General features: G+C 63.4%; 12 protein-coding genes. 1 reads left to right on the top strand and 11 read right to left on the bottom strand.

Features of this window, described 5'->3' with window-relative positions:
• Positions 1 to 87: 87 nt before the first annotated feature.
• The 4 genes from HMPREF3087_RS00415 to HMPREF3087_RS00400 all read right to left on the bottom strand — a co-directional run bounded on the left by HMPREF3087_RS00415 (position 88) and on the right by HMPREF3087_RS00400 (position 4421).
• A complete protein-coding gene (locus tag HMPREF3087_RS00415) occupies positions 88 to 894 on the bottom strand; it encodes an acyl-CoA thioesterase (protein ID WP_070427663.1) in 807 nt (268 codons plus the stop codon).
• The gene (locus HMPREF3087_RS00410; protein WP_141738831.1) at positions 891 to 1301 is read right to left on the bottom strand and encodes a GNAT family N-acetyltransferase; all 411 of its coding nucleotides are present in this window, start codon (positions 1299 to 1301) and stop codon (positions 891 to 893) included. The genes HMPREF3087_RS00415 and HMPREF3087_RS00410 overlap by 4 nt, the downstream gene beginning before the upstream one ends.
• A 5-nt stretch (positions 1302 to 1306) precedes the next feature.
• Positions 1307 to 2629, bottom strand: a complete 1323-nt coding sequence (locus tag HMPREF3087_RS00405) for an MATE family efflux transporter (protein WP_070427661.1) — start codon at positions 2627 to 2629, stop codon at positions 1307 to 1309.
• Between the two features lie 97 nt (positions 2630 to 2726).
• Complete coding sequence (locus HMPREF3087_RS00400) at positions 2727 to 4421, bottom strand: AMP-binding protein (RefSeq protein WP_070427660.1); 1695 nt, start codon at positions 4419 to 4421, stop codon at positions 2727 to 2729.
• Between the two features lie 296 nt (positions 4422 to 4717).
• On the opposite strand from HMPREF3087_RS00400, the gene HMPREF3087_RS00395 reads away from it, so the two are divergent.
• A complete protein-coding gene (locus HMPREF3087_RS00395) occupies positions 4718 to 5263 on the top strand; it encodes a hypothetical protein (protein WP_141738830.1) in 546 nt (181 codons plus the stop codon).
• A gap of 106 nt (positions 5264 to 5369) precedes the next feature.
• Here HMPREF3087_RS00395 and HMPREF3087_RS00390 read toward each other — a convergent pair whose 3' ends face one another.
• The 7 genes from HMPREF3087_RS00390 to scpB all read right to left on the bottom strand — a co-directional run bounded on the left by HMPREF3087_RS00390 (position 5370) and on the right by scpB (position 12241).
• Positions 5370 to 6572, bottom strand: coding sequence for an acetyl-CoA C-acyltransferase (locus HMPREF3087_RS00390; RefSeq protein WP_070427658.1), 1203 nt, complete (start codon positions 6570 to 6572; stop codon positions 5370 to 5372).
• 84 nt (positions 6573 to 6656) lie between these two features.
• Positions 6657 to 7406 carry an SDR family oxidoreductase gene (locus HMPREF3087_RS00385; protein ID WP_070427657.1) on the bottom strand — a complete coding sequence of 250 codons (750 nt, stop codon included), beginning with the start codon at positions 7404 to 7406 and terminating at the stop codon, positions 6657 to 6659.
• A gap of 157 nt (positions 7407 to 7563) precedes the next feature.
• A complete protein-coding gene (der, locus tag HMPREF3087_RS00380) occupies positions 7564 to 9075 on the bottom strand; it encodes a ribosome biogenesis GTPase Der (protein ID WP_070427656.1) in 1512 nt (503 codons plus the stop codon).
• A complete protein-coding gene (gene cmk / locus HMPREF3087_RS00375) occupies positions 9068 to 9730 on the bottom strand; it encodes a (d)CMP kinase (RefSeq protein WP_061944359.1) in 663 nt (220 codons plus the stop codon). The genes der and cmk overlap by 8 nt, the downstream gene beginning before the upstream one ends.
• Entirely contained in the window at positions 9727 to 10815 is a 1089-nt protein-coding gene (locus HMPREF3087_RS00370) for a prephenate dehydrogenase (RefSeq protein ID WP_061944356.1), read from the bottom strand. The genes cmk and HMPREF3087_RS00370 overlap by 4 nt, the downstream gene beginning before the upstream one ends.
• Complete coding sequence (locus HMPREF3087_RS00365) at positions 10812 to 11636, bottom strand: pseudouridine synthase (protein WP_070427655.1); 825 nt, start codon at positions 11634 to 11636, stop codon at positions 10812 to 10814. Before HMPREF3087_RS00365 ends, HMPREF3087_RS00370 begins: the two co-directional genes overlap by 4 nt.
• Before the next feature lie 59 nt (positions 11637 to 11695).
• Positions 11696 to 12241 (bottom strand): SMC-Scp complex subunit ScpB, encoded by a 546-nt coding sequence (scpB, locus tag HMPREF3087_RS00360; protein WP_070427654.1) that lies wholly within the window; start codon positions 12239 to 12241, stop codon positions 11696 to 11698.

The raw sequence follows: 12241 nt of genomic DNA, 5'->3' as shown, positions 1-12241 counted from the left end.
CTCTCCCCTGACCCCAGCCAGAAGAAGCACGAGGTGCCGCTCACCTGAGCGGCACCTCGTACTTTTTGGTGGGGACTTCCGGAGCGCTCAGCCGCGGAAGTACGTCAGCTGGTGAGTTGAGACCAGCAGGTGCCCTTCGGAGCTGAACAGGCGGGCGCTCTGATCTGCGGTTCCTCCGCCGAAACGCTGTGCGCGGCCCTGGCAGAGCACGTATTCGCCCGCGGATGCGTATTCTTCCGGCGCGCCCAGGAAGTACGTGGTCAGTGAGATCGTGGCTGCCGGGTGCGGTTTGCCGGTGCGCAGAAAAATGCGCGGGAAGAAGGAATCCGCGGCACTGGCCAAAGAGGGTGCGTCCCAGTGGCGGCTGGGTGTGTGGCGCAGCCAGTAGACGGACTCGGAGTCGTCGTGTTCGCGGCCCATCTCATAGGCGCCGCGGGCAAAGCGGAACTCGTAGTTGTCCAGCCAGCGCAGATCATTCACGGGCGGAGCCGACTCGCACTCTTCTGGGCCCGGCACCTGCGGCAAACGCGCTTCTTGATGCGCAAAGGTGTCACGCTCGGACGTGAAGACGACGCTGCCGGTGACCGGTGTGCGCTCCCCCTGCGTAATACGCACGTTCCAGTGCTGGTTCGAGTTGTTCGTCTGCACCAGCTCCAGGTGAATGTCGAACTCGCCGTACTCCACCGGCGATGTGTAGTTGAGGGTTTGGGCGGCAGGGTTTCCCTGGGCTGCGGGGTGCTGCTGAACTGCGGCCAGCAGCTGTGCTGCCGTGATCCCGCCAAAGGGGCCGACCATGTTGTTGTACGCGGGGTGGGTTGCTGCGCGCAGCGTGGCGCCGGAATCGTCAGAATTGGTGGTGGTGAAGCGGACGGCTTCGTCCAAGGGGTGTGTCATGAGCGCTCGCTGAGATCGGCCAACAGTACGTATGTGCCCTCGCCGAAGCCCACATCGGTGAAGCCCAGCCGGCCGAAGAGCTCCTGAGCTTCGTTCGCTTCGGCTATTGCGGCGCTGACGGCGGTCGCGCCGGACATGCGGGCAAGTGAGAGCACTCCGCTCAGAAGCTTCGTTCCCAGCCCTTCGCCCTGGTGTTCTTCGGCAACCGCGACATAGACCTGCGGAATGCCCTCACCGACAAAGCCCGCTGCGGCCGGGCCGTCGTCTTTCAGCCACGCCGCTCCGACAGGCTGACCCGAAACGCGGGCAATGAGCCCCTGATCGCAGTCAGCGGGCGCGCCGGGAACCATGTCCGCAAAGGGACGCAGCTCGTCCTGGCTGCCGGGTTCAAGAGGTGTGATGTCCATGGCACTCACTGTAGCTTCTCCGCGCGGATGATCCACGTGTCCGCCCGCATGCGCACGCCCAGGCCGATGGCGCGGAAGGCCACGAAGCCGATCGCAAAGCACGCCCACAGCACCACGATGCTCGGCCACAGGGCTTCGGCCGTGAACGCGAGGATTGCAAAGCCCGCACAGGCACCCACCTGGGCGAGCGCCAGGTAGCGGGCGTCCTCTGCCCCCATGAGGATGCCGTCGATTGTGAAGACATAGCCTGCCAACGGCAGGCTGATGGCCAACACGATCACCAGCTGCAGCGTGATGTCGATGACCTGCGGGTCAGACGTGAAGAAGCGGCCCACCCACGGTGATACCGCGGCGAGGAGTGCTCCGACAATGCAGCCGAAGCCCACTCCCCACAGAACCAGACGGCGGTTGACGGCGTGCACCATCGCCCGATCCCGCCGGCCGATCTGCAGGCCTACGAGAGCCTGACCCGCTATGGCCAGAGAATCAAGCACGAGTGCCAGGGAATTGAAGAGCGTCTGCGCGATCTGCAGGGCAGCGAGTTCAGCCGTACCGCGCACGGCAGCGAGGCTTACCAGGATGATGAGCGCAGTCCGCAGAGCCGCATTGCGCAGCAGCAGCCATCCGGAGGTGCGGGCTGCAAACAGCACGCCCGCCCAGTCGGGCCGCAGACTGGCCCCGTACCGGGTTGCTGCGCGAAAAGCGATAACCACATACACGGTGCACATGAGCCCGTGGGCAGTCACCGTCCCCAGAGCAGAACCGGCAACCCCCATGTCGAGCCCGTAGATGAAAAGGGCGTTCAGCGCGATGTTGACCCCGAAACCGCCGACGGCGACTATCAGCGGGGTGCGCGTATCCTGCAGACCCCGCAGAAGGCCCGTCGCCGCAATGACGACGAGCATGAACGGAAGCCCCCACCACGAAATCGTGAGATACGAGACCGCGCCCGGCACCACCTCGGGAGCCGGACCGATAAGCTTTACGACGCTCTCCAGAAAAGGCAGACCCGCAGCGAGCAGCACTGCGGAGGTGACAAGAGCCAACCACATGCCGTCGAAACCGGCCGAAACGGCGCCTCGGGTGTCACCGCGGCCGAGCCTGCGTGCAACCCGCGGGGTCGTGGCGTAGGCCAGGAAGATCATGAGCCCCAGAACGGTCTGGACGACAGCACCGGCAACGGCCAAGCTGCCCAGAGCATCAGCACCCAGGTGGCCCACCATCGCGGTGTCAGCCAGAAGAAAAACAGGTTCCGCGGCCAGCGCACCGAGCGCGGGCAGGGCCAGCCGGATGATTTCGCGGTTAAGAGAGACAGGCGGTTGTGACATCGCCGAAAGTCTAGCGCCCCGCATGACAGCGCCGGTCTCCCGAAAGGCTCAAGGCCCTGAGAAGACCGGCGTGTGCGGTGGTGGGTGCAGTGACGCGTCAGCCGGCAGTGCTAGAAGCTTCAGCGGCTTCGGCAGCCGTGCGACGGACCTCACGGCGCAGAATCTTGCCGCTGGCGTTCTTCGGAACCTCGTCGATGAACGTCACGCTGTGCGGAGCCTTGTAAGCAGCGAGGCGTTCCCGGCAGAAGGCGATGAGTTCGTCCTCGCTTGCCTGCTGACCTTCTTTGAGGCTGACAAAAGCAGCGACGGTTTCGCCCCGGTACTCATCGGGAGCGCCGACGACGGCTGCTTCCATCACGGCGGGATGCCGATACAGGACGTCTTCGACCTCGCGCGGCCACACCTTGTAGCCAGAACTGTTGATCATGTCCTTCACGCGGTCGATGATGAACAGCCAGCCGTCCTCGTTCATGTAGCCCACGTCCCCGGTGCGCAGTTCGCCGCCGGGAATATTGGCCGCGGTGGCTTCGGGATTGTTGAGGTAGGACCGTGCGATGATGGGACCGCTCACACAGATTTCTCCGACCTCGCCGGGGCCGACTTCTTTGCCGTCAAGGTCGATGATCCGATACATCGTGGCCGCCAGCGGCAGGCCAGCAGACAGAGTACCGGTCTTTTCGTCAACGGGTGCGCGCATTCCCTGCGGCACAGCGGCGGATTGGCCGGAGGTTTCCGTCAGGCCGTAGCCCTGACCGACGTAGTGTCCCGTGCGCTCTTCGAACTTTTCAACGAGCGCTTCCGGTACGGGTGCTCCGCCGGAGTTGATCGCGGTGAAGCTGTCGAACTCAGTGCCGGTGAACTCAGGGTGGGCCAAGAGTGCGAGAAATGCGGTTGTCGGACCGGCCATGGCGTGTGGCTTCTCTTCACGCAGCATGCGCAGCACCGAGGACGGCTCGAACCGGTAGTTCATGACGAGCGTGCTCGCGCACGCAACAGCTGCCAGCATCTGGGTGACGAAGCCCGTAATGTGGAAGACCGGAGCCAGGGTGAAGTAGGAGTGCTCCGGGCCGTAGCCGTTCTGGATTTTTGCCATCTGGGCGTTGTGGGCGATGGCCACGTGCAGGATCTCGGCACCTTTTGAACGGCCGGACGTTCCCGAGGTGTAGCCGATCATTGCCGGGTCTTTTGGGCCGACCGGGGGTTCAGTGGGAACACTGTCGGTGTTTCCGCTCTCGAGGACCGTTCGGATGGCGGTGAGGAAGTCAGTCTGGCCGGTGTCCGTGTTCTGCATCAGCGGCGCGATGGCAGGCGGCAGCTGGCCGGTGATGAAGTCGTCTTCGCTGACGGTGAAGATCTGCGGGATGTGCTGCGCCCACTGTGCGACCCTGTCGTTCCAGGCGTGAGCGGACACGACAATCGCTTTAGGCTGCGAGTCGTTGAAGATGTGTTCGAGTTCACCCCGATACATGGGGTTGAGCGGGACCACCTGACCGCCGAGCTTCCATGCGGCAAACACCGCAATCGGGAACGCCGGCACGTTCTGCATGTACAGGCCCAGCCTGTCGCCGGCCCCGAAGCCGCCGTCGGCAAGAACCTGTGCAAAAGCCCGTGCGTAGGCGTCGAATTCACGGTAGGTGATGGTCGTGCCCCAATAGCGGATCGCGGGACCATCAGAAGTGGTGCGCACCGCCTCGTCAAGCAGATGAAGCATCGTGGTGTCGGGAATCGGGCGGCCATAGCCTTCGTGCTGCGCACCGGTCTTCAACCATGGGCGTTCGTCAAACCAGCTCATTGTCGTCCTTTCACGTCTTTGTGAACGGGTGGATCAGTGGGTTGGGGCGCCGGCGCAGGGCCTTCGCTTCTCACACAATAGGACATGCTCCGTGGGCGGCAACAGATGAAAGCGCGTCGAAACTGCGAGACGGCTGCTGCCGGCTGCAGAGAAAAGCACGCCCGGTGAGTTTCCCCGATCAGTCGAATCAGCTCCGCTGAATCAATTCTTGAGGTACACGAAATTCACCAGCCGTTTACCCGCCCAAAATATCATCCAATGAAGAGCCGAAAACACAGGCGAGCAAAGGGCATTGCGTGAAGAAATTCTGGAAGAAATTCTATAAAGGCCTCCCACCGCAGATCAGGATGATTCTCGGCGGTCTTGGCGCCCTGCTGTCTTTTGGCGCCGTTGCGGTTTTCTTCTACCTTGCCATGATGCTGATCGTCGTGATGCTTGAGATTCCCTGGGTTGCGTCCGGGGTGATTCTCGCAGTCTTCCTGATCCTCCTCTTCTATTCCAACGGGTGGACGAAGTTCGGCACCCTGCTGTTCATGGGCGCGGTTCTTATCAGCGCCCTGCTCGACGTGCCGGGAAATCCAATCTACAACGCCCCGTTTGAAAAGCTGTTCCTGGAAGAAGGCCAGTATCTTACTGGAGAAGCCATCGTTGAAAAACCATCACAGGGCGAAACAGTCGTCAGCGGCAACAATGTGGTCGTCGACGCCGGCGGCGAAGAAATCTACGACATCAACGACTTCCTGACATTCTTCTACCGTTTGGTCCTCTTCTCGGTCATCTACGGAACTCTGTTGACGCTGCGCAGTTTTCTGCCGAAAGTGAGCACCCGCAAAAACAAATGACAGCGCCTGTGCCCCGGACCCTTTTCCAAGGTCTGGGGCACAGGCGCTGATTGCGGAATGGACCGCGTGAGCCGGATGAGCCGATGGGGCTCACCCTGCTTGCGCGTTAGGCGACTTCGAACAGACCGGCAGCGCCCATACCGCCGCCGACGCACATCGTGACGACGACGTACTTGGCTCCCCTGCGCTTGCCTTCCAGCAGAGCGTGGCCAGTGAGGCGGGCGCCGGACATGCCGTACGGGTGGCCCACCGAGATCGCTCCGCCGTTGACGTTGAACTTCTCCGGGTCAATACCCAAGCGGTCACGGCAGTACAGAGCCTGCACCGCGAAGGCCTCATTGAGTTCCCACAGGCCAATGTCGTCAATCGTCAGACCGTGCTGTTTGAGCAGTTTGGGCACGGCGTAGACCGGCCCGATGCCCATTTCGTCCGGGTCCAGACCGGCAACCGCAATGCCGCGGTAGATGCCCAGGGGCTCAAGCCCACGGCGGGATGCTTCTTCTGCGGACATGAGGACGGAGGCCGAAGCGCCGTCGGACAGCTGTGAAGCATTGCCGGCGGTGATCGTCGGGTTGTCGGAGTAGTCCCCCGGCGGCAGAACGGGGTTCAGTCCCGCCAGTCCTTCCAGTGTGGTGGAGGGGCGGTTGCCCTCATCGTGTTCCAGAACGGTTTCGACTTCGGAGATCTCCTTGGTCTCTTTGTCCTGGACGAGCTTGACCGACGGCAGCGGGACGATTTCATCATCGAAGCGTCCTGCCTCCTGTGCTGCGGCGGTGCGCATCTGCGACTGGTAGGAGTATTCGTCCTGCACTTCGCGGGACACACCGTAGCGTGCGGCGACGACCTCTGCGGTTTTCAGCATCGGCATGTAGAGGTCCGGCTGGTGCTCGGCAAACCATGGGTCGCGGGAGCGGTACTGGTCGGCGAAGTGTTCGTTCTGGACCAGCGAAATCGATTCGACTCCCCCGCCGACGGCGATGTCGAAGCCGTCGACGATGATCTGCTTGGCCGCCGTGGCAATCGCCATGAGGCCGGAAGCGCACTGCCGGTCGATCGTCATACCGGCGACCGAGGTGGGAAGGCCCGCCCGGATGGCGGCCTGGCGGCCCAAGTTGGTGCTCTGGGCACCGTGCTGGACGGCCGCACCGAGAATGACGTCGTCGACTTCAGGGCCTTCCAAGCCTGCTCGCTGGACCGCGTGCTTAATGGCGTGGCCGGCAAGCTCCTGCGGCATGGTGTTGTTGAAAGCGCCCCGGTAGGCCTTGCCGATCGGTGTGCGCGCTGTCGAAACGATGACTGCGTCTGTCATGTGTCCTCCTGTGTGGGATGTGGGTTGGCGACTCGGCTGTGATGCGTCAGCCGCGGGGTCTTGAGTCAGCCGCGAGATCTTGAGTCAGCCGCGGGGGCCGCCGGCGACGTAGAGAACCTGACCGGACACGAATCCGCTGGCTTCCGAAGCGAAGAACGCCGCAGCGTTTGCAATGTCTTCGGGCACGCCGCCGCGTCCCACCGGGATGGCGCTGACAGCCCGTTCGACGAAGGACTCAAAGTCCATGCCGACGCGTTCGGCGGTGGCCTTCGTCATGTCGGTCTGGATGAATCCGGGAGCAATGGCGTTGGCGGTCACCCCGAACTTGCCCAGTTCAATCGCGTAGGTCTTCGTCAGTCCCTGCACGCCGGCCTTTGCGGCCGCATAGTTCGACTGACCGCGGTTGCCGAGTGCCGATGTGGAGCTCAGCGAGATGATGCGGCCGAACTTCTCAGCCACCATGTACTCCTGGCAGGCCTTCGTCATGAGGAAGTTGCCCTCCAGGTGCACGGCAAGCACCTTCTGGAAGTCGTGCAGCGGCATCTTGAACAGAAGATTGTCCAGAATGATGCCGGCGTTGTTGACCAAGACCGTGGGCGGGCCGAGTTCGTCAGCGGTCTTCTTCACCGCCGCCTGCACCTGTTCTTCATCCGACACGTCAGCGCCGATGCCGATGGCTTCGCCACCTGCCGCCTTGATCGCCTCAACTGTGTCGCGCGTGTCTTCTTCCTTCAGGTCGAATACAGCGACCTTGTGACCGTCAGCTGCGAGGCGTTTTGCTGTTGCCGCGCCGATGCCGCGGGCGGCTCCGGTGACGATTGCTGTGCGTGCCATAGATCATTCCTCCTGGTGGTTCTGCGTCTTTGCTGAAAACCTGGTGCGCTTTCTTTTCTACCGCCCGGTCAGAACTTTCCGCAAGAGCTGTCCACAAGGCAGAAAGGGCCGGCGGGACGCTCATAGTCCCACCGGCCCCTTCTGCCGCGGTTGAAGCTCAGCGCTTCTTGCGCTTTTCGCGGATGCGCATGGAGATCTCAATCGGAGTGCCTTCGAAGTCGAAGACCTCCCGCAGGCGCCGCTCGATGAACCGGCGGTAGCCAGGATCGAGGAAACCGGTGGTGAACAGAACAAACTTCGGCGGCCTGCTGCCGGCCTGGGTTCCGAACAGGATGCGCGGCTGTTTGCCGCCCCGAAGCGGGTGCGGGTTGGCCGCGACAAGCTCAGCCAGGAATGCGTTGAGCTTGCCGGTGGGAATGCGGTTCTCCCAGCTCTCAAGCGCCGTTTCCATGGCCGGGACCAGCCGTTCGACGTGTCGACCCGATTCGGCGGAGATGTTGACGCGCGGAGCCCAGCTGATGTGGCCGAACTCGCGTTCGATCTCACGTTCCAGGTTCCACCGGCGTTCATCATCCAGCAGGTCCCACTTGTTGAACGCCACGACGAGGCCGCGACCGGCGTCGATGACGTTGCGGATGATCTTCATGTCCTGATCGGAGATGACCTCGCTGGCCTCCAACAGGACCACTGCAACCTCGGAGCGCTCAAGCGCGGTCTGAGTGCGCAGCGAGGCATAGAACTCTGAGCCGATGGCGTTCTTTGAGCGCTTGCGAATGCCTGCGGTGTCGATGAAGCGCCACTGCCGCCCGCCAAGCTCCACCAGTTCGTCGACCGGGTCGCGGGTGGTGCCGGCTTCGTTGTCGACGACCACCCGCTTGTGGCCGACGATCTTGTTCAGCAGCGAAGACTTGCCGACATTTGGTCGGCCGACAAGAGCCACGCGGCGCGGTCCACCGCGTTCCATGGCCTGGTCGATCTGCGACTGTTCGGGCAGGATCTTCAGAACCTCATCGAGGAAGTCTGCCACACCGTTTCCGTGCATGGCGGAAATTGGGTGCGGCTCCCCCATGCCCAGTGACCACAGTTCTGCCGCGCTCAGCAGATCTTTGTCGCTGTCAACCTTGTTCGCCGCGAGCAGCACCGGCTTCTTGGTGCGGCGCAGCATGCGCACAATGTGTTCGTCAGTTGCCGTCACACCCGTGCGCACGTCGACGACGAGGACGACGGCGTCTGCGAGTTCAACGGCGACTTCAGCCTGTTCGGCAATGCGCGAAGCAATACCCTTCGAGTCGATGTCCCAACCGCCGGTGTCGACAAGCGTGATTTTGCGGCCGGCCCACTGCGCGGGATAGCTCACGCGGTCGCGCGTGACTCCCGGGACGTCTTCTACAACAGCTTCGCGGCGTCCGAGAATGCGGTTGACGAACGACGATTTGCCCACGTTCGGGCGGCCGACAATGGCCAGCACGGGCGCTGGGCCGTCGTCTTCGTCGTCATCGTCAAAGCCTGCGCCATAGGCGTTGAGCAGGTCCGCGTCTTCGTCTTCGAGGTCGTATTCCTGCAGCCCGGCCAGCAACGATTCGGCGCGCTTCTGCGCGTCGTCATCGCTGATTTCGCTGATCCGGCGCGCGAAATCATCGTCTTGGGTTCCGGTGTACTCCTCAGCCACGCGCCGCCTCCACCAGGTCGAGGACTGCCTGCACGGAAGCTTCGAAGTCGATGTCCGAGGTGTCGAGTGTGTGCACGCCGTCTGCCGCGGTGAGGAAGCTCGTGGTCTTCGAGTCCTTTTTGTCGCGGCCGATGACGTTTTCGGCGGTCGCCTTCATCGTCGCTTCGTCAACGCTGCCGTGCAGCTGCTGGGTGCGGCGGGCAATGCGAACTTCATCGCGTGCGGTCATGAGGATGCGCACTTCGGCATCCGGGGCGACGACGGTCGTGATGTCGCGGCCTTCGACGACGATGCCGGGTTCGGCCGCGTTGATGATCTCGCGCTGCTTTTCGATCAGTTCGGCCCTGGCGTCGGGCACAGCGGAGACGATCGTGGCGTTGGAGGTCACTTCGTCGGTGCGGATTTCCTCGGTGACGTCGATGCCGTCGACTTCGATGTAGAAGTTCTTCGGGTCCGTTGAGATTTCGAGGTCGCAGCCGCGGATCTGCTCGACGACATCGCCGGGTTCTTCAACGCCGCGGTTGAGGCACAGCCACACCACTGCGCGGTACATGGCACCGGTGTCGAGGTAGCCGAAGCCCAGACGCGAAGCGGATTCGCGCGAAACGCTCGATTTGCCGACTCCGCTGGGCCCGTCAATCGCAACTGTGGTCATGCTGTTCCTTCTTGTTCGAGTGCGGCTTCGGGCAGGCGCCAACCGCGCTCCCGCAGGCCGCTGATGAGGTCGATTTCACTTGCCGGGAGGACTGAAACGTCAACGGAGCCCAGTTTAACGCCCGTGGCGTGGTCCATTCGCATGTCTTCGATGTTGACGCCGAGTTCGCCGATGTCAGCAAACAGACGCGCCAGGGCACCCGGGGTGTCGTCGACGACGACTGTGACGACGGAGTATCGAGTGGGTGCGGAACCGTGTTTGCCGGGGATCCTGTCGCGCCCCTCGTTGCCCGCCGCGAGTGCTCCGGCGAGCGCAGCATAGGCGCCGGGCCCCAGGTCAAGCGCGCTGATGACGGTGTCGAGGTCGTCGCGCAGGCCTTTGAGGACGGTGCGGATTTCGGCCGCGTTGCCAGACAGAATCTGGGTCCACAGGCCGGGGTCAGAGTCTGCGATCCGCGTGGTGTCGCGCAGGCCCTGACCGGCCAGGGCGATCCCGTCTGCCGGCATGTCGCGCAGCTGGGCTGCCATGAGCGAGGCGACAACCTGCGGGGCGTGGGACACTCGCGCGACCGAGGAGTCGTGGAAGTCGGGGTCGAGGTGGATAACGGCTGCTCCGACCGCTTCGGCTATGTTGACGATGTGATCCAGGCGCTCTTTCGGGGTGTCCTCGTCAGAGCAGACCACCCAGGGGCTCGCGGTGAAGAGGTCACCGCGGGCTGCAATAGCCCCGGACTTTTCGCGTCCGGCCATGGGGTGAGAGCCGATGTAGCGGTCGAGTTCGCGTTCACGGGTCTGTTCGCGCACCTGGGCGAGAATGGCTCCCTTGACGGAGGCCACGTCGGTGACTGTTGCCCGCGGCCACGTGCGCAGTGCTGTGACGATGATGCCGGCGCACACGTCCGGCGGTGCGGCAACGATGACGACGTCCGGGTCGGTGGGGTTTTCGCGGGTGCCCGCCCCCATGTCGGCGGCCAGGTTGACCGCGGTCGGCGACAGGTCTTCCAGCGTCACCCGGTGCCCCGCGTTAGTCAGGGCCAACCCGAGCGATGTGCCCAGCAGGCCAGTGCCGATGATGTGGACGTTCACATCTTCACCGTTTCGAACAGCGCGCCGATTTCGTCCGGCCGCAGCGAGCGGACTTTGCCCTGTCGCTGCTCTGCCAGTTCAATGGGTCCGAACTTCGTGCGGACCAGGCGGATGACGGGGTTGCCGACAGCGTCCATCATGCGACGGACAATGCGGTTGCGGCCTTCGTGCAGCACGATTTCGACGAGCGAGACACCCTGAACCGTTTCGATCAGCTTGAAGCTGTCGGCGTGGGCCAGGCCGTCATCGAGTTCGATTCCGTCGCGCAGGCGAGCGCTGACGTCCTTGGCGATTGTGCCGCGCACCTGAGCCAGATAGGTCTTCGGAATTTCGTAGGAGGGGTGCGACAGGCGGTTGGAGAGTTCACCGTCGTTGGTCAGCAGGAGCAGGCCCTCAGTTTCGTAGTCCAGCCGTCCCACGTGGAAGAGCCGCTCGGGGCGGTCGCCCACGTAGTCATCGAGGTTCTTCCGGCCCTCCGGGTCGCCCATGGAGGACACGACCTTCCGGGGTTTGTTGAAGGCGAGGTACACCTTGTCGGTGTGGGTGGTGATCGGCATTGCATCAACTTCGACGCGCTGCTTGTCCGGATCGATGCGGGTGCCGAGTTCGCGCACCTGCGTGCCGTCAACCGACACGCGACCGTCGACGATCAGCTGTTCGCACGAGCGGCGCGATCCGAGACCGGCATCTGCGAGCACCTTCTGCAGACGCACACCGTTGCTTGCGTGCACATCACGCGACGGCTGGTGGCGTTCGGCGCGCTTGCGACGCGAGGGCCTTTTCGATGGGTGGCCAGGGAGGCGAGAGTCTTTCGTGCTCATGTCCCCCATTGTCGCAGAGGCCGGGCCGGCTATGCCCGGCGAGGGCCCACCCGCGGGCCTCAGTCGTCGGCGGGGACGTCTTCGGGCAGATAGGGGGCGATGTCCGGAAGCTGGTCGAGACTGTCGATGCCCATCGATTCGAGGAACACCTGTGATGTCACGTACTGGCGTGCTCCCCCAGCGTCGTCGCTGTCGACCTCGACGATGAGTCCGCGCATCAAGAGGGTGCGCACAACCCCGTCGACGTTGACGCCGCGGATGGCGGAGATTCGCGCCCGGGTGACCGGCTGGGCGTAGGCGACGACGGCAAGGGTTTCCAGCGCCGCCTGCGACATCTTCGATGATTGGCCTCGCACGAGGAAGCCCTTGACGTTGTCGAACTGCTCTTCGCGCGAACTGATGCGCCACCCGCCGTTGGATGCCCGAAGCTGAAACCCTCGGCGAACCGAACCACCGTGTCCGTCATAGTCGGCGGCCAGATCGGCCAGTGCCTTTTCGACGGAGTCCTTGTCAATGCCGAGCCCCTGGGCGAGGTCGTCGGCAGTGAGCGGTTCAGCGGAGATCACGAGCACCGCCTCGAGAGCTTCGTACCAGTCTTCGCGCAC

Origin of the sequence: Brevibacterium sp. HMSC22B09 (assembly GCF_001806795.1) — a bacterium.
Classification (GTDB): Bacteria; Actinomycetota; Actinomycetes; order Actinomycetales; family Brevibacteriaceae; genus Brevibacterium; species Brevibacterium ravenspurgense.
Note: the sequence above shows the minus strand (reverse complement) of the source record. Positions and strands in the feature narration are given on the sequence as shown.